The organism is Bartonella sp. CL100XZDX (assembly GCF_042195375.1).
Taxonomy (GTDB): domain Bacteria; phylum Pseudomonadota; class Alphaproteobacteria; order Rhizobiales; family Rhizobiaceae; genus Bartonella.
Window position 1 is genome coordinate 40,159 of record NZ_JBHIOH010000049.1, and the last position, 24,987, is coordinate 65,145.

Here is a 24,987-nt window from a genome sequence, read left to right on the forward strand (position 1 = left end):
CAATGACTTATTCTTTATCGATATAACTTTTTTAATTGATCTAATGGTTAACAAAAGTAACTAAAATTTTTGCACGAACGAAACTTTAAAGTTGCGACCAGGCTGAGTATAATAATCCTTCGGCGTTGAGCTTTCACCGGAAGGAAGATCTGATACATTCCAATATTTTTGATTGAACAGATTATAAACACCAGCCCTTATAACAGGACCCTTTTCACCAAATGGCTTCAACCAACCTGACACATCAATAATATTATAACCTGGAATTTTTTGATAGTCCGATTCCTTAGCAACTTTATCGCGTTTGGCAGATGAGGTAAGAACAACGTCTGCTCCCCAGATTTCTTTTGCATATCCGATCCCAACAATCGCTTTTAAAGCTGGAATTGAGTTAAGATATTCATCTTTATCAAGATCTTTTCCTTGCGAATAGGCAAGAGCAAAATTGCTATGGAATCCACCATTAAGAGCCAAATGTATTTTGGCTTCAGCACCATAAATACGCACATTCGCACGATTTATGTAATGGCGACGCGCAAATTTGAATTCCTCGGATGGCCCTTTATCTATAGTATCTATGAAGTCCTTGTATTGATTAAAAAAGGCACTGACTGAACCGCCGAAATTTCCATTTCCATACCTTATACCAACATCATATCCATTGCTTGTTTCTGCTTTCAGATCAGGGTTTCCCTTCACATAATAAGCAGAGGGTTTTATATAAGAGACATAAAGTTCTGGAATACGTGGTGCACGAAAAGCTTGCGCCCATTGAGCATAAAGTGTTACTTGATTACGAACATCCAGCTCCATACGTAATTTGGGAGAAAAACGTGAACCATTTCTTTCTGGAGGAAATTTGTCAGAAATCAGAGCTTTCTCATAAGAGGACGTTTTTTGAGGGATATATTTAAACCAATCATAACGAACTCCAGGTGTTATACGGAAATGGTTATCAGCAAAGCCAATTTCATCTTCGAAAACAAAACCCAAATTATAGCCATTCGCATCTGGTGAATCTGACCGATTAGCGGGTACAAAGAGACAGCCCCGTGCATTTTCCGCCAAATGACAATTATCTTTCCCTAACAAATAATGATGAAATTTAGATGATAAAACATTAGTGGCAATCTTTAACGTATGATCTACAGTGCCAATATGAACTTTCTTGAGAGCGTTAGCATTGATACCATAATTAGTATTACGCAAAAAATTATCTCTCAAAAAATCCCCTTTGGGGGCCCTAACACGAAATCCGGTCAGAATATGACGATTTGACTGTCTTTGCCAATAAATCTGCCCACGAAATGCATCAAAAAGTGCTTCTTCATTGCCGTTATAGTCATAAGAAAGAGAAAGGCGTTCACGAAGTTTGTCGTCCTTATCATAAACGGAACCTGGAGCATATCTTTTAGATGCATCCAATGAATGTGTATCAATGGTGTGACCAAAACGCTCGGCGGTAAAACCAAGTCGGTGATTATCATCAAGGTATTGGTGAATTTTAAAGAGCAAATTATTTTGATCAAAATGAGCAGGGTTTTTACGTGTGCGCTCTCCATAGCCCTCTAAGGTTCCCATATTTTTGCGCTCATGACCTTCCGCATAAGAACCTTGGAAAAGCAAAAACGTTTGTTGAGCACGCATTGCAACAGCTTGATCTACGTGCCAACTATTATCAACAGAATGATAACCACCTTTTATAAGACCACCCCAATTTTTTCCTTCTGTGATAAGATCTTCAGGATCAAGGGTACGCAAAGCAACAATTCCTCCTAGCGCACCAGATCCATAAAGGCTAGAATCCGATCCTTGAATAATATCAAGTGTGGAAAGTGCACCAAAATCAAACGTTGTGTTACCACTATTTCCGCGGAATATATCGTCCAACCATGGAAGAACGATACCATCCATTGTTGTAAGAATACGGCTTGCCTCTAAACCACGAATGACAAAACTGTTATTCCCTGGGTTATAGGATACGGATGGATCAAGGCGATTAATATCATAGGCATCAGTTATTTGTTTTTCACTAATATCTTTCGCGGTTTTTCGACTCGTCAGAATAGTGACCGAATCCAAGGCCACCCCTATTTTTTTCTCTTTAATAACAATTGGTTTGAGTTCAGTGACAGAAGCTCCATCATTACTTCGTGCGAAAACAAATGAAGGTATACAGACCGATAATGCACTTAAAATCACACAGCTTTTATAGATATTTTTTCGTCTTATTTGCATAACACATCACAACCCTTATTAACGTCCCCTCTCTGTTTTGAAATTTTATTTACATACAAAAAGGCTGGACCCGCTGATTAAAACTTGCCAGCCAAGTAGAAATGATTTTGAAAACAACACAAAATCACTGGAAAACCATATTAAACATGACAAAATCAGTCAAGAAAAAAGTTGCAATTTCAAAATAGCCTGTTTTAATGAGATTGAACACCAATATTAAGCTTAAAATAGTGGCAGAAAAAACGATGAATTTTGCAAATACGAAGCAATTATTAACTCTTTGGATTGGTGCATTTGTTGGAGCTTTCTTTTTGCATGTATTATTGGGAGCGCAGTTTTATTTTCAAAGTATTGGTGTAAGTAATGGCTTGCTCTCGTCGGAGATTATGCTGACTTTTGCGCAAGAAACTGTATATCCGGATGTTGATACAGACTTGCCAGATATTCATACAGAGTCGGATATTAATACAGAGCCAGAAGTATTACAGTCTGGTCTCCTAGAGCAGGAGTTAGAAGGATTGCAATCCGTGGATGAAGTTCAATCGCAAGAACCTCAGCATATAGTAGAACAGGATGACTTAAAGTCTTTGGAAGACCCCCTTCCTCAAAAAGTGGAGCATAAAGCGTTTATCAAAAAAACAATACCGATGCCAAAGGCTGTAGTAAAGCGCTCCAATACAAAGGCGGTACGTTCTTCTTCCACCAATAAGGGCGGTGGTACAGCAGGGACTGAAGATATGTTGTTAATGGAGTGGTTAGCAAAGGTACAGTCACAATTAGAAAGGCAAAAAAATTATATTGTGGGACAGCGTACCAGTCATACAAAAGGAACGGTGAAGTTAGAATTTATGGTACATGAGCAGGGGAGTATTTTTTCTAGTCGTGTAGCAGTCTCTGCTGGTGATCCGGAACTTGATCGATTAGCGATGGCGGCACTTCAACGCATTGGTTCTTTTCCACCACCACCACCATCAAAAGTGAATAAAACAATCAGAGTATCCCTAATATTTAGCTGATTTCTTATGCGGGGCGCTTTTCATATAATATATTGATTTATAATGATTGTTTATAATTTTAATGAAAGTTAAAATATAGTTTGTTCTAATTTTTTTGACGTTGAATTAATCAAAACCATTCGCTTACTTATGATATAAGTTGAGGGGGGAGCATGAATAAAAACTTCTGAAAAGCAGCGAATATACTTCTTATGAATGCTCTAAATGAAAGGGTTGTTGCAACATTGGGAGTTATGGGATGATAGAGCTATAGCTTTTATTAAGTAATTAAGTAAAGGTTAATCGTGTCTAATCGATTTTTATACCGTTCGTGAGAGGATTTTCGTAAGTACTTTCCAGATACACCGTTGTGAAATAGACTTAGAAACATTAAAATAAAACAAGAATATCAATAAGAAAAACATACTATTTTGGGATGCTCTGTTTTTGTGTGAAGGATGTGAACTTATATGTAAAAATGAGAAAAACAAAAAGCAAAGCTTCATCTTCATCATTAAAAGATATTGACATATTTAAAAGTCGTAAAACCGAATGAAAGGGAAGGGGTAGAAGAAAATTGTTTGTCTTTAAGGCTTTCTAACTCAATGAGTCTGTCTTTCTGTTATCAGAGATAATCCAAACGATATATATAACAACCTATTCTCTATTTGGTATAGAAATGTTATAAGCAGAAAAAAATAGTTTTAAAATATGCTGTTTCACAAGATTTGAATATTGACTAATAAGCAACAGTAAAAGGATGAGCTATTTGTTTCACTCTTCTCTTATATTTGTAATCTCTATGATATTGTCGTTTATGTTGAGAAGAAATGAACTATTTGTATGACATGTTGATTTATAATGATAATTCATCATTTTGTATTTAGAATAAAAGACCCGAATAGCGCAGGGTTTTCTTATTTTGAATTTATTGATACTGAATCAATTAAAATTACTTGCTTATACATCATAAGAAGGCTGGTATGTAGGTACTATTTAAAAAGGAATAAAAACACTTCTTATGAATGCTTTCAAATGCTATTTGGGAAGTTAAGGCATATTATTTCCGTCGACCAGAAAGCAGGTCGGTTTTTATATCTATTTTCCCAGTGAGTCTTGCTTTGTAGACACCATAATTTTCCATGACACGCATCACGTAATTACGTGTTTCTGTATAAGGAATACGTTCAATCCAATCAATGACGTTATCGAGAGATTGTCCTCGAGGATCGCCATAACGTTTTATCCATTCATTGACTCGACGGGGACCCGCATTATAGCCAATAAGAGTTAGTATATAGGATCCATTAAAACGTTCTAATTGTTCATTGAGAAAATGGGCACCTAATGTTGCATTATAATGAGCATCACTGCTAAATTTTTTAGGAGACCATGCGATTGAGTATTTTTTTGCCAGTGCTTTTGCTGTTGTAGGAAGCAATTGGAGTATACCTTGTGCACCTGCTTTTGATATGGCTGTTGGATTAAATTCGCTTTCTTGGCGTGCAATGGCATAGATAAGCGATTTTTCTTCTACAGAAATATTAGCAGAAGCTGGTATAGCTCCCAGAGGATGAGAGAGTGCACCAACATTTTTTCCCTGAAAAGCAGCCATTTTTCCAATTTTGAGGCTGGTATAATAGTCTCCATTTTTTTCTGCCATAACAGCCAGAAGAGCTAATTCACCGGGGCTTTCTATTCTTTTTCCGAGCTCTCTATAAAAAATTTTAGCAAAATCAGCATAGCCGGCTGCTTCAAGACGTTGAATTGCTTTGATCGCTTTTCGTGCACTAAAATGTTGTCGCTCAGCGGTTGTTGGTTTGGGAAAGAAAACTTTAAGCTTTTTTTGGTTGAGTCGTTCAGCGGCTAATTGACCATAGTAAGTTGCACCAAAATGAGCTGCACGATGAAAGTATTGCTGGGCATTTTGATGTTCTTTTAGCGCTTCTGCTGTTCGTCCCATCCAGTAATATCCACGTGATGCATAAAAAGGTAAAGAAGAGAGTTGAGGAATACGTGAAAAATGCTGCATTGCTAATTTAGGGTTATGAAGAAACCGTAGTGCATACCATCCTGCATGAAACTCAGCATCGACGGCTAATGCAGATGTTATACCAGTGTGCATTGCAACGAGTTGATAAGCAATTTTTGGTTTGTTTAAATCGAGCATTTCACGAGAAAGGGCGCGTTGTTCTTTCCACAATGAATGAGGGTTCATAAGGCGAAATGCATCGTTTGATGTTTTCATCATGAGTGCTGCGGCTGCATCATATTGCTCTGTTCGTCGAAGATGGCGTATTCGAGCAAACTGAAAAAGAGGATCTTTTTGCCATGATCTCTCTACAGCTTTTAATTTTTGTGTAGCTCTAGGATCATTTTTTTCAACGGCCACAAAAGCATTAAAAAGAGATTGAGCATGGGCTAATTTTGCAACGCGTGCTGCTGAATCAAAACGATGTGCATACAGCATAAACTGCATGCGTTTCAAATGATCAATAGGTTTTAATGCAGCGCTTGCATTTTTAAGAACAAATACTTCTTCTTTTGCACTGAGTTGTGTTTTATGCCACCATGGAGCAATAATGTGTTGAGCACGAGTGGTTTGTCTGGTTTCGATAAGTGCTTTAGCGAAGAGAGCCATCCCTTGTGCTGTTTGGGGCGGGTGATGAGAAAATTTTTGGATGATTGCGCGTGTAACGTTGGTTTCGTTAAGAAAAGCACGTTCAGCATTGCGTTGCATCGTTTCTATACCTGGCCATCCTTTTAGCATGTTGATTGCATTAAATATTTCAGAACTTGGTATATTCGCTTGGTTTGATACCCCCAGCGCCCATGTCAAAATATGACGATCAAGGCTATGTTTTTCCATTGAATTACGAAGATTTATTGTTTTTGCAATATTGTTGTTTGCTAGTGCATCTAGCCCAGCTTTCAGTTGCTGAAGTGTAGCAGTATTGTGTGATGTCGTGTGTATCTGTTGAAGAGAGTCTTGAGCTTCTTTTGTGGTAAAGGGAGTAGGGCGAACCAAAGGGATTGGCGCTTTCCCTTGCAAAAGGGGTGTTTGCGCGTATGCACTTGAAAATAAAATTCTTATTGCCAGTATAAGTGCAGTAAAGGTTGATACGAAAAGAGAGGTGGAGAATACACGCATAGAGAAAAGACCTTGAGACCTTGCTTTTTGTAAAAACTTAAGGATTTATAGAACACAAGCGTGAAAAACGCGTTAATATAGACGGCTTATTTTAAAGAACTGTTCAACATTTAAGGAGGGGCATTTTCATCTTATGAGGGCTTTTTTTGAAATTCATCTTGCTTCAATGATAGAGCAAGATTATGCTCTATTTAAAATTTATAAAAGGCGATTATAAAAAAATAAAAGCAAACATTATAGGGAGTTTATCATGCTCAAGGGAGCTATAACTGCGCTTATCACACCGTTTGATAACAAGGGCGCAATTGATGAGAAGGCGTTTTGTGATTTTGTTGAATGGCAGATCACACAAGGGATTAACGGTGTAAGCCCTGTTGGGACAACAGGTGAATCAGCAACGTTAAGTCATGAAGAACATAAGCGGATTATAGAATTGTGTGTTGAGCAGGTTGCAAAGCGTGTTCCTGTTGTTGCTGGAGCGGGATCAAATAGCACAAGCGAGGCTGTAGAGCTTGCACAATACGCGCAAAAAGCTGGTGCAGATGCAGTTTTGGTTGTCACTCCCTATTATAATAAACCAAATCAATCTGGTTTATACAAGCATTTTTCTTCCATTGCCAAAGCTGTTTCTATTCCGATTATAATTTATAATATTCCTGGTCGTTCTATTATCGATATGGCTGTAGAAACGATGAAAGACCTTTATCAAGATTTTAACAATATCATTGGTGTTAAGGATGCAACGAGCAGAATTGAGCGCGTTAGTGAACAAAGTGAAAAGTGTGGAAAAGATTTTGTGCAGCTTTCTGGTGATGATTGTACGGCGTTAGGTTTTAATGCACATGGAGGTATGGGGTGTATTTCAGTTTCCTCCAATGTTGCTCCGAAGCTTTGTGCAGAACTTCAAGCAGCTTGTTTTCGTGGTGATTATAAAACAGCACGAGAATTAAATGATCGCTTGATGCCTCTTAATCGTGCTGTGTTTATTGAACCTAGTCCAGCAGGTATTAAATATGCTGCTGCAAAATTAGGATTTTGTGGTGATACTGTGCGTTCTCCTATTGTACCATTAACAGAAAGAACAAAGAAGATTATTGATGAAGCCCTCAGTCATGCTGGTCTTTTAAAAGCATAAAATGATATTGACAAAGCCATGAATAAAAAAAAGAACGCGCCCGTACGGAAAATAATTGCTGACAATCGTAAAGCACGTTTTAATTTTGAAATCCTTAATAATCTCGAGGCTGGTCTTGTCCTTCAGGGAGCGGAAGTGAAGTCCTTACGTTCTAATCATGCCAATATTGCTGAAAGCTATGCGAGTTTTGAGAATGGGGAATTATGGTTAGTAAACAGCTATATTCCTGAATATACGCAGGCTAATCGTTTTAATCATGAACCACGACGTTTGCGCAAATTATTACTTTCAAAACGTGAGATGGCACGTTTTTTTAATGCAACGTCTCGTGAAGGAATGACGCTTGTTCCTCTCAAACTTTATTTTAATGAACGAGGGCGCGTTAAGTTGGAGATCGCTCTAGCGCGGGGGAAAAAGCTTCATGATAAGCGCGAAACGGAAAAAAAACGTGATTGGGGACGTGAAAAAGCAAGACTTTTAAAAAGATATGGATGATGGATGCAATTTCGATATTCTTTATTTATAGCACTTTTTAAAACAGTTTTAGCATTGATCTAAGTATGTTTTTGCTGCTTGAAAGATTTGGTGAAACATGGCGTCTGTCAAGCGCCCAGTATTTGTATTATAACGAGAACAGTGATAGCTCGAAAAGATGCGTAATCTGCCGATGTTATTGATTTCACCATGTCCAAAAGGGTGAGATAAAACTTTTGCATTAAGGGCACGTATCGTTGAATGGTGCGCAATGGTGCCTAAGGTAATAACGGCTTTAAGTTTGGGAAGATTTGTTAAAAGAGGTGAGAAGAAATAGCGGCACGTGTTAATTTCTGCACCGGTGGGTTTATTTTCTGGTGGAACGCAACGAACAGAGTTAACGATTGCTGCATCAATAAGTTCAAGAGTATCGTCTGCTCTTTCTTCAAAGGTTCCTTGGGCAAAACCAAACTTTTTTAAAGTTGAATAAAGTAAGTGCCCAGCATAATCACCAGTAAATGGACGTCCAGTTCGATTTGCTCCGCGCAATCCAGGAGCAAGCCCAACAATAAGAAGGCGTGTTGTGTCGGGCCCTTTATGAGGAAAGAATGGGCGCACCGGTGCGTTATACCAACTTGGTTCTTTTACACGCCAGCCAGCGAGAAATTGATGAAGCCTAGGACATAAATTGCAATTTTGGGGTGGTTCTGGGCAAAGTGATGTTAATTGGCTATTCATGGTGTTAGGCATCAATCGTTTTTCTATTTTTTTGAGTCTTTTATAGCGTATATGACGGGTTATGTTTTGATAAACAATCTATAATGAATATAAATAAACTTTTTTAGAAGAAAGTTTAATATAAACTTATTGCTAATTATTGTGTAAGAGGTCATCTTTCAGTAATTTATTCGATGAATAAGAGTACAATACACATGATGTTCAAAGAAAAAAAGTTTTCTCTTTAGATAAAGATATTATCATAAAAAGTATGCGTAAGGCTGCCGTTATTGCAAAGGATTTTAAATAGCTGGTATTCCTTTTAAAAGGATGAATACTCCAGACAAATATTTTGTCAAGAAAGACCGTCCTTTGTTTGAAGTCAATCTATTGGAATGCTTTTAAGAGAAACTTTGATAACGAGCATGAATAGGTTATACATTTTTATAAATTTTCCAAGAATTTTCTTAAATAAGTTCTTTAATCAAAAAATATAAAAGTTTGTGTTGTTTTTCTTGTGTTTTATTTTGATTATTGTATATACTCCTTTATCCGCTATTAAATTTTTTTATTTGAGAAAGAGGCATAAATGGCCCGCGTAACGGTAGAAGATTGTATTGATAAAGTTGACAACCGCTTTGAGTTGGTACTTTTAGCAGGTCATCGGGCGCGTCAGATTTCACAAGGAGCGCAGATTACGGTTGATCGCGATAATGATAAAAATCCAGTTGTTGCTTTGCGTGAAATAGCAGAAGAAACATTGTCGCCTGCTGATTTAAAGGAAGACCTTATTCATTCGCTGCAAAAGCATGTGGAAATAGATGAGCCAGAAATGGCAAGTGAATTTATTACCCATTCAGGTGAAGCTGAAAGTGTTTTTAATACGTCATCGCAAGAAGAAGGTACTTCATTTGATCATATGTCAGAAGAAGAGCTTTTAGCGGGTATTGAAGGTTTGGTTGTTCCAGAAAAAAGTGACGATTATTAATTGCAGCAATTTATGTTACAGGAGTAAAGATACTTTGTCATGTGAGGAGCAATTATTTTTCGTGTCTTTTATTAATAGGACGTGTTCAATAAAGATTAGGGGTGTGAAAAGATAAAGGATATGCTCGTATGATGCGTCAGTGTGAGCTTGTTGGACGTGTTCAACGTTACAAGTCTGACGTAGATGAGGCTCTTTTAAACAGGGCCTATGATTATGCAATGAAAAAGCATGCGCATCAAAAGCGTGCGTCAGGTGATCTTTATTTTTCTCATCCTTTAGAAGTTGCTGCTATTTTGACAGATATGCGGTTGGACGAGGCAACGATTGCTGTTGCTCTTTTGCATGATACAATTGAAGATACAAGCGCTACACGAGCAGAAATTGATCAGCTTTTTGGTTCTGAAATTGGGAAGTTGGTTGAAGGGCTTACAAAGCTTAATAAGCTTGATCTTGTATCAAAGAAAGCCGTACAGGCAGAAAATCTTCGTAAACTTCTTATTGCTATTTCTGATGATGTTCGTGTTCTTTTAGTCAAACTTGCTGACCGTCTTCATAATATGCGTACCCTTGGTGTTATGCGTGATGATAAACGTCGGCGAATTGCTGAAGAGACGATGGATATCTATGCGCCACTTGCAGGCCGTATGGGTATGCAGGATATGCGTGAGGAATTAGAGGATCTCTCTTTCTTTTATTTAAATCCAGAAGGTTATCGTACGATTACCAATCGACTTTCTGAATTATTGAAACACAACCGTGATTTGCTTTCCACAATTGAAAATGAATTGACAAAACTTTTTTTGGAGCATGGCATTAAAGCAGATGTTAAAAGCCGTCAGAAAAAATCTTATTCAGTCTTTCGCAAAATGGAAAGTAAAGCATTATCTTTTGAACAATTATCGGATATTTTTGGATTTCGTGTGATTGTTGAGTCCGTGAATGATTGTTATCGTGCTCTTGGTGTCATTCATACGACATGGCCAATGGTTCCTGGTCGTTTCAAAGATTATATCTCTATACCAAAGCAAAATGATTATCGTTCTATTCATACAACAATTGTTGGCCCTTCAAGACAACGTGTTGAGTTGCAAATTAGAACGGCTGCTATGGATGAAGTTGCTGAATATGGGGTTGCTGCTCATTCCATATATAAAGAGCGCGGTTCCAATTATTCGACTGTGAAGTTATCAAGTGAAACGAATGCCTATGCATGGTTGCGTCAAACGATACAATCTTTGTCTGATGGAGATAATCCAGAAGAGTTTTTAGAACATACAAAACTTGAGCTTTTTCAAGACCAAGTTTTTTGTTTTACGCCGAAAGGTCGATTAATTGCTTTTCCTAAAGGAGCTACGCCTATTGATTTTGCTTATGCCGTCCATACAGACATCGGTGATTCTTGTGTGGGTGTAAAAATCAATGGTCGTATTATGCCTTTAATGACCAAATTAAAAAATGGTGATGAGGTTGATATTATTCGCTCACACGCTCAAATTCCGCCAGCAGCATGGGAATTTCTTGTTGTCACAGGTAAAGCACGTTCAGCTATTCGACGAGCAAGTCGTGCAGCGGTACGTAAACAATATTCGGGTTTAGGATATCGTATTCTCGAGCGTTCATTTGAATATATGGGAAAGCAATTTTCAAAAGACCTTTTGAAGAAAGTTTTGCCACGTTTAGCACGTAAAGATGTAGAGGATGTATTGGCTGCTGTTGGGCGTGGAGAGCTGTTTTCCGCTGATGTGATTAAAGCGGTTTATCCTGATTATCAAGATCACCGTGTGGTACAAAAGTCATCTTTTAGGCCTGGGGAAGAAGGTTGGTTTAATATTGAAAATGCTCAAGGTATGATTTTTAAAGTTCCAGAAAATGAAAAGAATGCAAAGGTCGAGAATCATCAATCTAAAGCATTGCCTATTAGAGGAACCCATGGAGATATACCCGTACGTTTTTCACCGGAAGGAGCAGTACCTGGAGATCGGATTGTTGGTATTATGCAGCCAGGAGCTGGGATCGTTATTTATCCAATACAGTCTTCAGCTTTGATGGCGTATGATGATCAGCCAGAACGATGGATTGATGTTCGCTGGGATATTGATGCCCAAATGAATGAACGTTTTCCTGCACGGATGAATATTTTGGTTGTAAATAGTCCTGGTTCTTTAGCTGAAATTACACAAATAATTTCTGCTAACGATGCCAATATCCAAAATTTATCTTTTATCCGTACAGCACCAGATTTTACAGAAATTATGATTGATTTGGAAGTGTGGGATTTAAAACATTTGAATCGTATTTTTTCTCAATTAAAAAAGGCAGGTTCAGTAAGTACAGTACGGCGGGTTCATGGATAAAAAGAAAGATTTAGCAATGAATACACAAGATGTCATTGATATTTTTAAACAAGCAGATGCTATTCTAGAAGGGCATTTTATTTTAACATCGGGGCGCCATAGTGCGACTTATATGCAAAAAGCGAAAGTATTCATGCATGCTGACTTGACAGAAAAGTTATGTCGTGGATTGGCTGAAAAAATCAAAAAATCTATCGAGGAAAAAATTGATTATGTTGTTGGGCCCGCAATTGGCGGTCTTATTCCTTCCTATGAAACTTCACGTCACCTTGGTGTTCCTTCTCTTTGGGTAGAGCGTGTAAATGGCATCTTTGAATTGCGTCGTTTTGAAATCAAGAAGGGTGCACGGGTTGTTATTGTTGAAGATATTGTGACAACGGGTCTTTCCATTCGTGAGACTGTTGAAGCGCTTGTTGCAGCAGGAGCAGAGGTATTGGCCAGTGCATGTATTCTTGATCGTTCTGGTGGTAAGGTCAATGTTGGAGTTCCATTGATTGCGCTTGCTGAATACGAGATAACCTCTTATGCTAGTGATGCTCTTCCTGCAGAGCTTTCTGTTCTTCCAGCGATTAAACCAGGCAGTCGAAATATTTAATTGTCTTTCTATTTTTTTTTGTGCAAAAGCTTAAAAAGATTAATTTGGATGATATAGGTTATTTCATTATCAAAAGATGTATATTGAGAGTCATATGCTTTTTCGTCGTCGAGAACCAATAGATTTTGTAACGCGTATTCGACTTTGGTTATGGCCACGTCGTTCATTTTCTCGCTCATTTTGCTACATATATAAACGTATTTTGCGTATATCAGCAACACCGCATGAAGTAGCATTAGGGGTTGCTGTTGGCATTTTTTTAGCTTGTTCCCCTTTCTTTGGGCTGCATATTATTTTGGCAATATTTTTTTCTTGGCTTTTGCGTGCAAACTTTGCTGCCGCAATCATTGGGACGATTTTTTCTAATCCACTCACATTTTTATTGATTATCATGGCTGATTATAAAGTAGGGTACTTTTGTTTATCACTTTTTAGCGATGTCAAAGAGATTTCTCTTTCGCAAATTCGTGCTCTATTTAATGGTTTGACATTGTCAAATCTCTCTCTCCTCTTTAAAGGCGCATGGGACACAATTATGAGTCCTATGATTTTAGGTGGAACTCTTTTAGGTATTGTTTTTGGTGGTTTATCTTATATAGGTGTTTACAGAGCAACGGTTCGTTTTAAACAAAAGCGATATCAAAAGATTATAAAAAAAAGGCGTTTAAAGAAGCGTTCATCGCCTGTATTAAAACAGAAATAAATTTGAGAAAGATCGGGTTAATATCTTATGATTATTGGTCTTGGAAATGATCTGGTTGATATACGACGTATTGAGAAAATGTTGGTTCGTTATGGTGAGCGTTTTATCCAACGTATTTTTACGGATATTGAAAAAAATAGATCTGAAAATCTCAAAAAAAGCTCCTCTTCCTATGCAAAAAGATTTGCTGCTAAAGAAGCATGTGCTAAAGCCTTAGGAACGGGAATCGCTTGTGGTATCAATTGGAAAGACATGGGGGTAGTTAATTTGCCATCTGGTAAACCAATAATGCAATTAACAAATCGTGCGCAAATGCAACTTCAAAAGTTATTACCTCCTCATCATGATGCAGTTATTCATCTTAGCATAACAGATGATTTTCCTTGGGCACAGGCATTTATTATTATCGAAGCACTTCCACGTGGATAGATGGCGTGAGAGATTGTGCTTTTGTTATTTGAATATTATGATGAAAAAAATTATATCTGTGATGAGAAGGCAGTTGGTGATGATCCAAAAAGATAAAGTGCATAAAAAAGAAAAAAAAGGTGGGATTCGTGAATTTATTTCTGTTTTAGTACAGGCTCTGCTTTTAGCAGCGTTTATTCGGACACTTTTTTTCCAGCCGTTTAGTATTCCTTCCGGTTCAATGCGTCCTACTTTGTTGGTGGGAGATTATCTGTTTGTTTCTAAGTATGCATATGGGTATTCTCATTTTTCCATCCCCTTTTCTCCCCCTCTTTTTTCTGGACGGATTTGGGCATCTCAACCTCAACGTGGAGATGTGGTCGTTTTTCGCTTACCAAGTAATCCGAAGATTGATTATATAAAACGCGTTGTTGGGCTACCAGGTGATCGTATACAAGTCCGTCAAAGTGTTCTTTATATTAATGATGAGGCTGTTTCACGTCACTTTATGGGGGAGATTAATAATTCTGATATAACAGAGGTTAACTATCCTGTTGAGGTTTATCGCGAGACAATGCCTAACGGTGTCAGTTATGATACACTTGATTTAGCTTTCATCCCGAAAGTTGATGATACAAAAGTTTTTGAAGTTCCTCAAGGACATTACTTTATGATGGGAGATAACCGCGACAATTCAGATGATAGTCGTTTAGATGTAGGCTATGTTCCAGAAGAAAATCTTATTGGTCGCGCGAGCGTGATTTTCTTTTCTATCAGTAACGGTTCAAGTGCTTGGCAGATTTGGCGCTGGCCATTTGATGTGCGTTGGAAACGTTTGTTTTCTTTCATAAATACGGTTCATGATTTGCCGCTTATCAAGCAAGGAAACAACGATGAAACGTCTCATGATTGATCAGCTTTTCAAGCTGACGGGGCATCGTTTTAAAGATGAAGAGAGGTTAACGAAGGCATTAACACATTCGAGTGTACAAGATTCGGAACAGGGAAATTATGAACGACTAGAGTTTTTAGGGGATCGGGTTTTAGGGCTTTTGATTGCGGAAATGCTGTATCAACTTTTTCCTCAGGCAAGTGAAGGTGAATTATCAGTCCGTTTGAATCATCTTGTCAATGCGCAGACATGTGCTGATATTGCGCGTGAAATGAGGCTTCCTGATATGATCCGTGTTGGTTTTGAGATGAAAAATTTCGAGGGGCGTCGACTTATCAATATGCATGCAGATGTCGTGGAAGCTTTGATTGCCGTGATATATCTCGATGGAGGATTGGAAAGTGTTCGCCCTTTTATTCAAAAATATTGGCAAAGTCGGGCAAAGAAAATGGATGCTGGTCGACGTGATGCCAAGACAGAATTACAAGAATGGGCGCATATCCAAGGCAATGCACAACCACATTATCAGGTTATCAAACGTTCAGGTCCCGATCACGATCCTGTTTTTATGGTAGAGGTCAGTATTTCTGGGTTTGCTTCAGAGATTGGGCAGGGAAGCTCCAAAAGATATGCCGAAAGAATGGCAGCTGAAAAAATTTTGCGACGAGAGGGTGTATGGAAAACAGTGGGAAAAAATGATCATGAGTGACGTTATGAAAACGCGTTCTGGGTTTGTTGTGCTTATTGGGATGCCTAATGCCGGTAAATCGACACTGGTTAATCAATTGGTTGGAACAAAGGTTTCAATTGTAACGCATAAGGTACAAACAACACGAACTTTAATCCGCGGTATTGTCATTCATGATGATGTGCAAATTGTGTTGGTCGATACACCGGGTGTTTTTCGTCCCCATAAGCGCTTAGAACGAGCCATGGTCTCTGCTGCTTGGGGAGGGGCTAAGAGCGCTGATGTTCTACTCGTTTTAATCGACGCTCAAAATGGTCTTTCGGATGAAGTTGATATGATGTTAGATATTGTAAACAATCTGAAACAAGAAAAAGTTCTTGTTCTTAATAAGGTTGATACAGTTGTTAAATCATCTCTTCTAGCGTTAACCACTAAAATAAATGAACGTGTAAAGTTTGCGCAAACATTTATGATTTCTGCTCTAAACGGTTCTGGTTGCAAGGATTTACTTCATGCGTTGAGTAATATGATGCAGGAGGGGCCATGGTATTATCCGGAAGATCAAATTTCTGATATGCCCATGCGTCATCTTGCTGCTGAAATTACGCGTGAAAAACTTTTTCTTCGTCTTCATGATGAACTTCCTTATTCCTCAACGGTTGAAACAGAAAGCTGGGAAGAGCGTTCAGATGGTTCCGTTAAAATTAATCAAGTTATTTATGTCGAGCGTGAGAGTCAGAAAAAAATTGTCTTAGGAGCAAAAGGCGATACAATTAAAGCGATTGGACAAGCAGCACGTAAAGAACTCATGGAAATTATGGATCAAAAGGTTCATCTTTTTCTCTTTGTGAAAGTGCGCGATAATTGGGATACCGATCCAGAACGTTATCGCGAAATGGGATTGGATTTTTAAAATAAGATTTTTAAAAAATAATTAAAGTAAAATGAAGTGGAAAGAACAAGCCGTTATTCTTGGTACGCGCCAATATGGTGAAACAAGTGTTATTCTTGAGATTATGACACGTGAACATGGTCGTTATATGGGAGTGGTAAAAGGGGGGCGGTCGCGTCGTATGGCAGCTCTTCTTCAACCTGGAAATTTTGTGGAGGCTGAATGGTGGGCTCGTTTAGACGAACATTTGGGACTTTTTCGGCTTGAAGCTCTTGATTTACATGCGGCACGATTAATCTGTCTACCAGAAGCACTTTATGCTTTGCAATTGATAGCTTTTCATTTGCGGCTTCTTCCCGAACGTGATCCGCACCCCATTTTATATGATATTTTACACCTTTTTATGCAGAATTTTGATGAACCATTTGTAAATGCAGAATTGCTTGTACGTTTTGAAATGCGGCTTCTTGAAGAACTTGGTTTTGGTCTTGATTTATCTTGTTGTGCTGCAACAGGTCGTCAGGAAAGGCTTCATTACGTATCACCAAAATCTGGACGGGCTGTCTGTGAAGAAGCAGGGGAACCTTGGAAAAAAAAGCTTCTCATTCTACCACAGTTTCTTGTACAAAGAACGACTCGTCCTGCTGATTTTAGTGACATAATAAATGGTTTTATACTGACGGGTTTTTTTCTTATGCGTCATGTCTGGGAGCCACGAGATATAAAGCAGCCGTCAGTGCGCATGAATATGATACAATTGTTTGAGCGCCAATTTGGTGTACAGGCATTAATTGGTTGATCTGATGATAATTGAATGGGAAAATGAGAATTTTAAAGACAATTGCTGAAGTCCGCCAATATACTTCAGAGGAACGACGTTTAGGTTTTTCGATTGGTTGTGTTCCAACAATGGGGGCATTGCATGATGGACATCTTGCATTAGTACAGTATGCAAGAGCAATGTGTGATCGCGTAGTGGTTTCTATTTTTGTCAATCCAAAGCAATTTGCACCTCATGAAGATTTTTCTCAATATCCAAGAGATTTGAAGGGCGATTGTGCTTTGTTAAAAGAAGCAGGTGTTGAATGTGTTTTTGCTCCTTCTGTAGATGAAATGTGGCCACTGGGGAATGATACAATTGTACAAGTGAAAAAATTATCACGTATTTTGATGGGAAAATTACGTCCGGGGCATTTTTGTGGTGTAACAAGCGTTGTTGCTAAACTTTTTAACATTGTCCAACCAGATAAGGCTTTTTTTGGGGAAAAGGATTTTCAACAAATTTTAATTATTCGGCGTATGGTTGAAGATTTGGCTTTTCCTATTGAAATCGTTGGAGTTCCTATTCTACGGGAGTCAGATGGTGTAGCGTGTTCTTCACGCAATCAGCTTTTAACATTAGAAGATCGTAAAGCTGCCAAAATTATTCCTGAAAGTGGAAAAGCTGCTGAAAAGCTTTATCATGAAGGTGAACGGTCGGTTGATAAATTATGCAAAACTGTTCGTGATATTTTACAACAAGAAACGCGTGCAATCATTGAAGCGATAGATTTACGGGATATGGAAACTTTATGCGTGGTTAAAGGAACATTGAATAAACCAGCAGTTTTACTTCTTACTGTCCGCTTTGGTGAGATAAGGCTGATTGATCAATATATATTGCAAGAGAAGAGTGGAAAATGAGTGTACATAAAACCGTAAAGCGTATAACATCTTCCGAAATACGTGCAAGAAAGGGACAACAGCCAATTGTTTCTTTAACAGCTTATCAAGCTTATACTGCGCGGATTGCTGATCCATATTGCGATATCCTTTTGGTTGGTGATAGCGTTGGGATGGTTGTGTATGGGTTTGAGACAACGCTTCCTGTTAATTTAGATATGATGATTTCACACGGGAAAGCCGTGGTGCGTGGATCTCAAAAAGCTCTTGTTGTTATTGATATGCCTTTTGGTTCTTATGAGGAAAGTCCAGAGCAAGCTTTTTTAAATGCATCGCGCATTCTTGCACAAACGGGGTGTGGTGCAGTTAAGCTTGAAGGGGGCGTTTATATAGCCGAAACAATAGATTTTTTGTGTAAACGTGGCATTCCAGTGATGGGGCATATCGGTCTTACACCCCAAGCAATGAATCGTTTTGGTGGTTTTAAAACACAAGGACGCAAGGAGAATGATTGGCAAAGAATTGAAGCAGATGGAGCAGCGATTGAAGAGGCAGGTGCTTTTGCTGTTGTTTTAGAAGCAATGGTCGAACCTTTAGCGGTGAAACTGACAGATAAGCTTTCTATCCCTACGATCGGTATAGGGGCGTCCAATCAATGTGATGGGCAAGTATTGGTTATGGAAGATATGTTGGGCTATGGTTCTCATGTGCCAAAATTTGTACGCCGTTATGGAGACCTTGAACAAGCCATGGAAACTGCAATAAAGAATTATGCAGAGGATGTCACATCTCGTGCTTTCCCAGCGGATAATGAAGTTTATAAACTAAAATAAACTTCAGTTTAAGATGAAAGGTTTGACAAGAGAACATTTGTTATTTTGATAATGAATGTGCATTTTTAATATATTTTGTATGCAATTTGAACTGTGATTTTTTCCATTTCTTTAATGAAGTCACGCCTCTCATGCAAAACAGAACGCCATTGGGTCGCTAATTCACGTGCTTTTTTAAAGAAAGCTTTCTTAAGGTACCCAATCCTATTTCGCGACGGCGTTCGTGAATAGTATAGTGGTAAGTCCCTTATGAAGTGTATAAAATTTATAGAGCACTCCCGTCTTTACGCTTCATAAGAGAGCAAGCCGGCATCATCACGCACTTTGCCAATTTTCAATGTTGCGACAGCGCTTAGCACTTGAGATGGTTCATAAGAGGCATTTTAATTCTTTCTTTAAAAAGTTTTATCTACACGCCAGCCCCACTTGTGGTGTGCAAGAGAATGATTTTGATTGATTCAATATAAACAGATTTGAAATGAGTGAAGCTTACGATATTAGGATCCCTCATTCAAAATGAAAAAACAATGAATTATTATTATAAGTCAGTGTGATGATTCTGTAATGACAAGGAATCAACAATGCGAAGAGTCTATAATCTTTGGGCATCCAAGTCATTAAAGCGAGTTAAAAATGCGTTTTCAATTTGTTGGGTAGAATAGGGGGATAAATTAAGATCATCGGGTAAAATATTATTGGGAGAGCCAAAATAGCGAAGAGCTTCTTCTGTATTAAATCCAGCAAGCGTAATCGCTTCATAATATGCAGCGATACGGTCAGCTTGTTTGATTTTTTTGAAAAGTTTTTGAGAAAGATCAACGGGAAGAGAAAAACGCATGTGGATAGCATCTTGGATGCGCTTTTCAATGCGTTCATATTGCCTTCCTATGACAGCTTTAAAGGGGGAAATCATATCGCCGATAACATATTCTGGCGCATCATGAAGAAGAGCATAAAGACCTTCGTTTCTTCCTGATTTTGGAAAAAGTTTTTGAAATATTTGTTCAACCAAAAGTGAATGTTGTGCAACAGAATAAGCATGCTCTCCTCGTGTTTGACCGTTCCAACGTGCCACGCGAGAAAGTCCATGGGCAATATCTTCAATTTCAACATCAAAAGGAGAAGGGTTGAGAAGATCAAGTCTGCGTCCAGAGAGCATTCTTTGCCAAGCGCGTGCTTCTCCATTTTTTAATAATTCAGCTTTAGCCATGCGTATTTTCTATAGTATTTTCAGGAAAGGTAAAATTCATATTTTCAGCAATGCTTATAGTGACAGGAATGTTTTTTACAGTAAAGGGAATGTTATGATCCATTGCATCTTTGACGTGGTCAATACGCATTAAAGCAAGAGCCTCATTTTCTACACATGTTCCCAAGTAGCCAAGCACTTTTGTTCCTGCTTCAATGCTAGATTGAGGGGTTAATTTACACTGGCCTTTTACAATAAAAATACGGCGACGTGCTGCACGGCGGTGGTGCATTCGTGAAACAATTTCTTGCCCAATATAACATCCTTTATTGAATGCAAGTCCATTGATTTGATCGTAATTAATATCATGAGGAAAGACTTTGCCAACTTCATAGTCTTGACCACTTTCCGCAATTGCATAACGGATACGCAATTGATTCCATGTGTCATGATATTCTGAAGTCAAAAAAGTTTTTTTGCCATAGATTCGTATTATTTTTTCTTGTTGTGGGAAGCGTTTATCAACAAAACTTGAATCAAAATTTAAAGTATTTGATTCCTTATTCAAAGAAACTGTAACAAGTTCTTGTAATGGTTGTGTAATTTCTACTTTTTTACGCAGCTTATAGAGCAACAGACGTTGGTGAAGCATATCAGCTAAAGGCATTCTGATATCAATCAGGTAACCATCTTCTTTTTTTCCGATAAGAAAATCAGCAAAAACCTTTCCTTGTGGGGATAAAAGGGCTCCAGGGAAAAGTTCCTGTGGGCTGATTTTTTTTACATCTGTCGTGATCAGGGATTGTAGAAAATCTGTTGCTTCTTCGCCTGTGATTCGAATAAGCCCGCGGTTTTTTAAGCAAATGGCATTTTGTTTTTCAATCATGGCTCTTGCCTTTCTGCTCAAAGTTACATAATCGATAAGTGAGCAATATGTAAGGAGCGTGGCTATGTTTAAAACATTTGATACAATTTTTAAAGGTGCAACACTTGTGAATCATGATGGAAGAAGCAAGCGTGATATTGGTATTACAAATGGTCGTATTGCTGAAATAGGCGACCTTACATGTGCATCGGCTAGTGAGGTCATTAATTGTACAGGACTTCATATTTTACCAGGAATTATTGATAGCCAAGTGCATTTTCGTGAGCCAGGCAATGAATATAAGGAGGATTTGGAAAGTGGCTCGTATTCTGCTGTGTTAGGGGGTGTTACGGCAGTTTTTGAAATGCCTAATACCAATCCATTGACAACATCAGAAGAAACATTAAGCGATAAGGTTAAACGCGGATTTCATCGAATGCATTGTGATTTTGCATTTTGGGTTGGAGGAACGCGTGAAAATGCCCATGAAATCTCTGAGTTAGAAAGACTTCCTGGGGCAGCTGGAATTAAAGTCTTTATGGGGTCTTCTACCGGTGATCTTTTGGTTGATGATGATGAAAGTGTACGCCTTATTTTGAAAAATACACGACGTCGTGCAGCTTTTCATTCTGAAGATGAGGCGAGGCTCCAAGAGCGTAAAATATTGCGTATTGAAGGGGATGCATCGTCACATCCGATTTGGCGTGATGAAGTTGCGGCATTAAAATGTACGCAGCGTTTGGTAAAAATTGCCCATGAGACGAAGGCACGGATTCATGTGTTACATCTTTCGACAGAAGAAGAAATTGATTTTCTAAAAAAACATAAGGATGTTGCAACAATTGAAGTGACACAACATCATTTGACTCTCACGGCTGATGATTATAAGAAGTTCGGTACATTAATTCAGATGAATCCGCCTATTCGTGAGTTGCGCCACCGTGAAGCTCTTTGGTACGGTGTTCAGCAAGGAATTATTGATGTCTTAGGCTCAGATCATGCGCCTCATACTCTTGAAGAAAAACTTCAACCTTATCCCTCTTCACCTTCAGGAATGACAGGGGTGCAAACAACAGCAGCAATTATGTTAACACATGTGAATGCAGGGAAAATATCTCTTGAACGTTTTGTTGATCTCACTTCACATGGCCCTAGTCGTATTTTTGGTATAAGCTGTAAAGGGCGCATTGCTGTTGGGTACGATGCTGATTTAACCATTGTTGATCTTAAGAGAGAAGAAATTATTACCAATAGCTTAATTGGTTCGCGTGCTGGTTGGACACCTTATGATGGTCAAAAAGTTAAAGGTTGGCCTGTTGGGACTATTATCCGTGGTATGCGCGTTATGTGGGAAGGTGAAATTGTCACACCTTCACAAGGAGAGCCTGTTAAATTTATAGAAACTTTTGTGTAAACAGATTAAAATTATAAGTATGCTGTAAAATACCATTTTTTAGAGTGATGATATAGGGTATGTCAGCCTCTTTGGCACATAAGTGTTTTTTTATGCGTGGTGAATATTCTTAGGCTTGTTTTTAGAAACTATGAAGCAAATTACATGTGTGGGAAGCCAAGAGGAACCTTTTTCAACAAGAACCTAGATTATTTACGAGCAAATTTAGTTAAAAATTTTCGTCCTTTGAGGTGTGGGGAGGAAGCCAAAGAACGTTTTTGTGTGGGGAAAAAGGCGCTCATACGAATAAAAGCGTATCGAGACATTATTCTTTAAAAGTCTCTCTATTTTCAGAATTGGTTTATTGCTCCCCGCATTTGTGAAAGGAGTATCATTGATACCGTTAAAATTGAGAGAGATACTTTTTGTATAGATTAATTATTTATAATACATGAGGAGGTTTTCAGATAAAATTCTTCCTTCCTCAATGTATCTTTGATTGGCTTCAATGGCTGCTTGTGTACAATGATGATAATTTTCTGAGAAAGCACGATACGCTTCATTAAACGCTTCATAAAAATAAACACGTTTTTGTGGAATGGGGTGCTCTGCTTCAATCAGTGCATTCATATAATCATACCATTGGTTTGTTGGAGGCTCGCAAAGATTTTGGAGAGAATGCAGCGATCCCAAAATTTCTGCTAGTCGGAGTAATTTTTTTTCATAAGGTGGAGATTGTTGCGCAAAGGTTGGCATTGAAATGACAAGAAATATTAAAATAATGATGTTCATCAATCTATTACGCATTATTTTCATTGCTTTCTTTGAACAAAACTCTGTACAGATAAAATAAATTTGTCATGAGAACGATGTAAAAATAGAGTGAATTGCTACAATTGTTCTCAATTGTTGATTATAAAATATAGGGCGTAAGAGGTAGTAAGGAACCCATTGTTGAATATTGAAAAATACTGACGAAGTTTTGTGTGGTTAAAAATTTAAGATTTGCTTTCTGCAAGCTATCTATTTTTCACATAGATTTATATTGTATTGCCTATAGAATTTTTTCTAAGCTGGTTTTCTTTAAGGAGGGAAAGCATCTTTAATGATAGAATGCTTTTGTTCAATCAAATAAAATAGATTGTTTTTATGATAAATGATGTATACAGCCGTGAATACAATGGGAAAATGGTAAGAAGAATTTACTATAAGATAAAAGTTTTTAGCCTAACCGTGCAATACGATAAGTTGAGATAAGATACATCTAAAAGGAGCGGTGCATAATATCGTCTATGGAGTTAATAATGAAAGAGTTGCGATTTTATAATACGCTAACACGTAAAAAAGAAAATTTTACACCAATAGATGCGACAAGAGTACGTCTTTATGTTTGTGGACCGACCGTTTATGATTATGCCCATATAGGAAATGCACGTCCTGTTATTGTTTTTGATATTTTATTTCGTTTATTGCGTCATGTTTATGGCAATGAGCATGTTCTATATGCGCGTAATATTACAGATGTTGATGATAAAATTAATGCACGAGCAGCTTGCGAATATCCAAACTTGTCATTGAATGATGCTATTCGTCAATTAACAGAACGTACATATTTCCAGTTTCAACAAGATACAATGGCACTTGGTTGTCTATTACCAACCAGCCAACCGCGCGCAACCGAGCATTTAGAGGAAATGCGCTCTTTAATTGAAAGATTGCTTGAAAAGGGGCACGCTTATAAAGCGGAAAATCATATATTATTTTCTGTAAGTAGCATAAAGAATCCTCCCCATTATGGGGCATTTGCAAATCGTTCTTTAGATGAAATGAGGGCGGGGGCGCGTATCGATGTTGCTGCTTATAAAAGGGAAGAGATGGATTTTGTTTTATGGAAGCCTTCTGTGGAAGGAGAGCCAGGTTGGGAATCACCGGGAGGAATTCCTGTTTTAGGTCGTCCAGGTTGGCATATTGAATGTTCTGCGATGTCAATGGCAAAGTTATTAGCACCCTATGGCGGTGGTTTAACCTGTGATGATCCGACCGCGAATGTTTTTGATATCCATGGTGGTGGACTGGATTTAATTTTTCCTCATCATGAAAATGAGATTGCACAAAGTTGTTCAGCTTTTGGGACAGAGCGAATGGCAAATTTTTGGATGCATAATGGTTTTTTACAAGTTGAAGGCAAAAAGATGTCGAAAAGCTTTGGCAATTTCATAACTATACGTTCTGTTTTAGAAAATAATTTTTTGGAGTTTAATGGTATTTTAACCGATGAAATGAAGCAAAATTGGGCTGGTTTGTCTACGCGTTTTTCGATGTTGCAAACGCATTATCGTGAACCATTAAACTGGACTGCGCAGCGTTTAATGCAATCAAGCAGTGAACTGTATCGTTGGTATGAATGGCTTCGCAGTAAAAAGAGTGAGATGAAAAACAATGAAGCAATTGATGATACTTTGATAGATGCACTTAGTGATGATCTTAATACTCCAAAAGCACTGACTCTTTTGCGAAAATTTTATAAAGAAGGAAATGCTTTGGCTCTTGTGAATGGGATGAATTTATTAGGACTGTTACGACAAGAATGGATTAAAGAAATAGACTGCCCATTATTTATGAGAAAAACTTTCCTTGATAAAAAATTTATTGATCAGCGCATTGTCGAAAGACTAAGACTTATCCATAATAAAGAGTGGGAAGCTGCGGATACAATTCGTGATGAGCTTGCAGCCGAGGGGATTCTTTTAAAAGACAGTAAGGATCCGCAGAGTGGTGAGCGCATAACTGTGTGGGAAATAAAGCGACACTAATG

The 24,987-nt window shown here is 38.1% G+C and carries 22 protein-coding genes and 1 pseudogene; 16 read left to right on the forward strand and 7 right to left on the reverse strand.

The features are described from left to right. Nucleotides 1–60: 60 nt before the first annotated feature. A complete protein-coding gene (locus ACFILU_RS05460) occupies nucleotides 61–2,238 on the reverse strand; it encodes a TonB-dependent hemoglobin/transferrin/lactoferrin family receptor (protein WP_375675078.1) in 2,178 nt (725 codons plus the stop codon). A gap of 245 nt (nucleotides 2,239–2,483) precedes the next feature. On the opposite strand from ACFILU_RS05460, the gene ACFILU_RS05465 reads away from it, so the two are divergent. Further along, entirely contained in the window at nucleotides 2,484–3,254 is a 771-nt protein-coding gene (locus ACFILU_RS05465) for an energy transducer TonB (RefSeq protein WP_375675080.1), read from the forward strand. A 1,039-nt stretch (nucleotides 3,255–4,293) separates the two neighbouring features. On the opposite strand, the gene ACFILU_RS05470 is transcribed toward ACFILU_RS05465, so the two are convergent. Further along, entirely contained in the window at nucleotides 4,294–6,384 is a 2,091-nt protein-coding gene (locus ACFILU_RS05470) for a lytic transglycosylase domain-containing protein (protein WP_375675082.1), read from the reverse strand. Between the two features lie 250 nt (nucleotides 6,385–6,634). On the opposite strand from ACFILU_RS05470, the gene dapA reads away from it, so the two are divergent. Further along, entirely contained in the window at nucleotides 6,635–7,519 is an 885-nt protein-coding gene (gene dapA / locus ACFILU_RS05475; RefSeq protein ID WP_375630790.1) for a 4-hydroxy-tetrahydrodipicolinate synthase, read from the forward strand. 18 nt (nucleotides 7,520–7,537) lie between these two features. Further along, the gene (gene smpB, locus ACFILU_RS05480) at nucleotides 7,538–8,014 is read left to right on the forward strand and encodes an SsrA-binding protein SmpB (protein WP_012231306.1); all 477 of its coding nucleotides are present in this window, start codon (nucleotides 7,538–7,540) and stop codon (nucleotides 8,012–8,014) included. Between the two features lie 48 nt (nucleotides 8,015–8,062). On the opposite strand, the gene ACFILU_RS05485 is transcribed toward smpB, so the two are convergent. Continuing rightward, complete coding sequence (locus tag ACFILU_RS05485) at nucleotides 8,063–8,731, reverse strand: uracil-DNA glycosylase (RefSeq protein ID WP_375675131.1); 669 nt, start codon at nucleotides 8,729–8,731, stop codon at nucleotides 8,063–8,065. A 568-nt stretch (nucleotides 8,732–9,299) separates the two neighbouring features. On the opposite strand from ACFILU_RS05485, the gene rpoZ reads away from it, so the two are divergent. From rpoZ to panB, 11 genes are all read left to right on the forward strand, one after another. Then, nucleotides 9,300–9,698, forward strand: coding sequence for a DNA-directed RNA polymerase subunit omega (gene rpoZ / locus ACFILU_RS05490; protein WP_375675084.1), 399 nt, complete (start codon nucleotides 9,300–9,302; stop codon nucleotides 9,696–9,698). A gap of 128 nt (nucleotides 9,699–9,826) precedes the next feature. Next, complete coding sequence (locus ACFILU_RS05495; RefSeq protein WP_273791103.1) at nucleotides 9,827–12,052, forward strand: bifunctional (p)ppGpp synthetase/guanosine-3',5'-bis(diphosphate) 3'-pyrophosphohydrolase; 2,226 nt, start codon at nucleotides 9,827–9,829, stop codon at nucleotides 12,050–12,052. A gap of 16 nt (nucleotides 12,053–12,068) precedes the next feature. Continuing rightward, a complete protein-coding gene (pyrE, locus tag ACFILU_RS05500; protein ID WP_273791120.1) occupies nucleotides 12,069–12,647 on the forward strand; it encodes an orotate phosphoribosyltransferase in 579 nt (192 codons plus the stop codon). Between the two features lie 94 nt (nucleotides 12,648–12,741). Further along, entirely contained in the window at nucleotides 12,742–13,350 is a 609-nt protein-coding gene (locus tag ACFILU_RS05505) for a DUF2062 domain-containing protein (RefSeq protein WP_375630786.1), read from the forward strand. 27 nt (nucleotides 13,351–13,377) lie between these two features. Then, nucleotides 13,378–13,779 carry a holo-ACP synthase gene (acpS, locus tag ACFILU_RS05510; RefSeq protein ID WP_273791101.1) on the forward strand — a complete coding sequence of 134 codons (402 nt, stop codon included), beginning with the start codon at nucleotides 13,378–13,380 and terminating at the stop codon, nucleotides 13,777–13,779. 79 nt (nucleotides 13,780–13,858) lie between these two features. Beyond that, nucleotides 13,859–14,671, forward strand: coding sequence for a signal peptidase I (lepB, locus tag ACFILU_RS05515; protein WP_273791100.1), 813 nt, complete (start codon nucleotides 13,859–13,861; stop codon nucleotides 14,669–14,671). Further along, nucleotides 14,652–15,359 carry a ribonuclease III gene (rnc, locus tag ACFILU_RS05520; RefSeq protein WP_273791099.1) on the forward strand — a complete coding sequence of 236 codons (708 nt, stop codon included), beginning with the start codon at nucleotides 14,652–14,654 and terminating at the stop codon, nucleotides 15,357–15,359. Before lepB ends, rnc begins: the two co-directional genes overlap by 20 nt. Next, on the forward strand, nucleotides 15,352–16,251 hold the full coding sequence (gene era, locus ACFILU_RS05525) for a GTPase Era (RefSeq protein ID WP_375675086.1): 900 nt from the start codon (nucleotides 15,352–15,354) through the stop codon (nucleotides 16,249–16,251). The genes rnc and era overlap by 8 nt, the downstream gene beginning before the upstream one ends. Nucleotides 16,252–16,282: 31 nt before the next feature. Next, complete coding sequence (recO, locus tag ACFILU_RS05530) at nucleotides 16,283–17,029, forward strand: DNA repair protein RecO (protein WP_273791097.1); 747 nt, start codon at nucleotides 16,283–16,285, stop codon at nucleotides 17,027–17,029. 23 nt (nucleotides 17,030–17,052) lie between these two features. Then, the gene (gene panC, locus ACFILU_RS05535; protein WP_375675088.1) at nucleotides 17,053–17,913 is read left to right on the forward strand and encodes a pantoate--beta-alanine ligase; all 861 of its coding nucleotides are present in this window, start codon (nucleotides 17,053–17,055) and stop codon (nucleotides 17,911–17,913) included. Beyond that, nucleotides 17,910–18,725 (forward strand): 3-methyl-2-oxobutanoate hydroxymethyltransferase, encoded by an 816-nt coding sequence (gene panB, locus ACFILU_RS05540; protein WP_375670748.1) that lies wholly within the window; start codon nucleotides 17,910–17,912, stop codon nucleotides 18,723–18,725. Before panC ends, panB begins: the two co-directional genes overlap by 4 nt. 98 nt (nucleotides 18,726–18,823) lie before the next feature. On the opposite strand, the pseudogene ACFILU_RS05545 reads toward panB, so the two are convergent. The 3 genes and pseudogenes from ACFILU_RS05545 to ACFILU_RS05555 all read right to left on the reverse strand — a co-directional run. Then, nucleotides 18,824–19,107, reverse strand: a pseudogene (locus ACFILU_RS05545) (integrase arm-type DNA-binding domain-containing protein); the annotation flags it as partial. Between the two features lie 210 nt (nucleotides 19,108–19,317). Further along, nucleotides 19,318–19,935 carry a YfbR-like 5'-deoxynucleotidase gene (locus tag ACFILU_RS05550; protein ID WP_375675090.1) on the reverse strand — a complete coding sequence of 206 codons (618 nt, stop codon included), beginning with the start codon at nucleotides 19,933–19,935 and terminating at the stop codon, nucleotides 19,318–19,320. After that, the gene (locus tag ACFILU_RS05555; protein ID WP_375675092.1) at nucleotides 19,928–20,800 is read right to left on the reverse strand and encodes a YgfZ/GcvT domain-containing protein; all 873 of its coding nucleotides are present in this window, start codon (nucleotides 20,798–20,800) and stop codon (nucleotides 19,928–19,930) included. The genes ACFILU_RS05550 and ACFILU_RS05555 overlap by 8 nt, the downstream gene beginning before the upstream one ends. Nucleotides 20,801–20,864: 64 nt before the next feature. On the opposite strand from ACFILU_RS05555, the gene ACFILU_RS05560 reads away from it, so the two are divergent. Next, on the forward strand, nucleotides 20,865–22,193 hold the full coding sequence (locus ACFILU_RS05560) for a dihydroorotase (protein ID WP_375675094.1): 1,329 nt from the start codon (nucleotides 20,865–20,867) through the stop codon (nucleotides 22,191–22,193). A 417-nt stretch (nucleotides 22,194–22,610) separates the two neighbouring features. On the opposite strand, the gene ACFILU_RS05565 is transcribed toward ACFILU_RS05560, so the two are convergent. Then, entirely contained in the window at nucleotides 22,611–22,979 is a 369-nt protein-coding gene (locus tag ACFILU_RS05565; RefSeq protein ID WP_375675133.1) for a TIGR02301 family protein, read from the reverse strand. Nucleotides 22,980–23,476: 497 nt separating this feature from the next. Here ACFILU_RS05565 and cysS point away from each other — a divergent pair, with 497 nt between their 5' ends. Then, the gene (gene cysS, locus ACFILU_RS05570; protein WP_375675096.1) at nucleotides 23,477–24,985 is read left to right on the forward strand and encodes a cysteine--tRNA ligase; all 1,509 of its coding nucleotides are present in this window, start codon (nucleotides 23,477–23,479) and stop codon (nucleotides 24,983–24,985) included. Nucleotides 24,986–24,987: the final 2 nt, after the last annotated feature.

Excerpts from the sequence above, each read along its gene's own strand:
- ACFILU_RS05460 (WP_375675078.1), bottom strand. The coding sequence starts at position 2,238 with ATGCAAATAAGACGAAAAAATATCTATAAAAGCTGTGTGATTTTAAGT.
- ACFILU_RS05465 (WP_375675080.1), top strand. The coding sequence starts at position 2,484 with ATGAATTTTGCAAATACGAAGCAATTATTAACTCTTTGGATTGGTGCA.
- ACFILU_RS05470 (WP_375675082.1), bottom strand. The coding sequence starts at position 6,384 with ATGCGTGTATTCTCCACCTCTCTTTTCGTATCAACCTTTACTGCACTT.
- dapA (WP_375630790.1), top strand. The coding sequence starts at position 6,635 with ATGCTCAAGGGAGCTATAACTGCGCTTATCACACCGTTTGATAACAAG.
- smpB (WP_012231306.1), top strand. The coding sequence starts at position 7,538 with ATGAATAAAAAAAAGAACGCGCCCGTACGGAAAATAATTGCTGACAAT.
- ACFILU_RS05485 (WP_375675131.1), bottom strand. The coding sequence starts at position 8,731 with ATGAATAGCCAATTAACATCACTTTGCCCAGAACCACCCCAAAATTGC.
- rpoZ (WP_375675084.1), top strand. The coding sequence starts at position 9,300 with ATGGCCCGCGTAACGGTAGAAGATTGTATTGATAAAGTTGACAACCGC.
- ACFILU_RS05495 (WP_273791103.1), top strand. The coding sequence starts at position 9,827 with ATGATGCGTCAGTGTGAGCTTGTTGGACGTGTTCAACGTTACAAGTCT.
- pyrE (WP_273791120.1), top strand. The coding sequence starts at position 12,069 with ATGAATACACAAGATGTCATTGATATTTTTAAACAAGCAGATGCTATT.
- ACFILU_RS05505 (WP_375630786.1), top strand. The coding sequence starts at position 12,742 with ATGCTTTTTCGTCGTCGAGAACCAATAGATTTTGTAACGCGTATTCGA.
- acpS (WP_273791101.1), top strand. The coding sequence starts at position 13,378 with ATGATTATTGGTCTTGGAAATGATCTGGTTGATATACGACGTATTGAG.
- lepB (WP_273791100.1), top strand. The coding sequence starts at position 13,859 with ATGATCCAAAAAGATAAAGTGCATAAAAAAGAAAAAAAAGGTGGGATT.
- rnc (WP_273791099.1), top strand. The coding sequence starts at position 14,652 with ATGAAACGTCTCATGATTGATCAGCTTTTCAAGCTGACGGGGCATCGT.
- era (WP_375675086.1), top strand. The coding sequence starts at position 15,352 with ATGAGTGACGTTATGAAAACGCGTTCTGGGTTTGTTGTGCTTATTGGG.
- recO (WP_273791097.1), top strand. The coding sequence starts at position 16,283 with ATGAAGTGGAAAGAACAAGCCGTTATTCTTGGTACGCGCCAATATGGT.
- panC (WP_375675088.1), top strand. The coding sequence starts at position 17,053 with ATGAGAATTTTAAAGACAATTGCTGAAGTCCGCCAATATACTTCAGAG.
- panB (WP_375670748.1), top strand. The coding sequence starts at position 17,910 with ATGAGTGTACATAAAACCGTAAAGCGTATAACATCTTCCGAAATACGT.
- ACFILU_RS05550 (WP_375675090.1), bottom strand. The coding sequence starts at position 19,935 with ATGGCTAAAGCTGAATTATTAAAAAATGGAGAAGCACGCGCTTGGCAA.
- ACFILU_RS05555 (WP_375675092.1), bottom strand. The coding sequence starts at position 20,800 with ATGATTGAAAAACAAAATGCCATTTGCTTAAAAAACCGCGGGCTTATT.
- ACFILU_RS05560 (WP_375675094.1), top strand. The coding sequence starts at position 20,865 with ATGTTTAAAACATTTGATACAATTTTTAAAGGTGCAACACTTGTGAAT.
- ACFILU_RS05565 (WP_375675133.1), bottom strand. The coding sequence starts at position 22,979 with ATGCGTAATAGATTGATGAACATCATTATTTTAATATTTCTTGTCATT.
- cysS (WP_375675096.1), top strand. The coding sequence starts at position 23,477 with ATGAAAGAGTTGCGATTTTATAATACGCTAACACGTAAAAAAGAAAAT.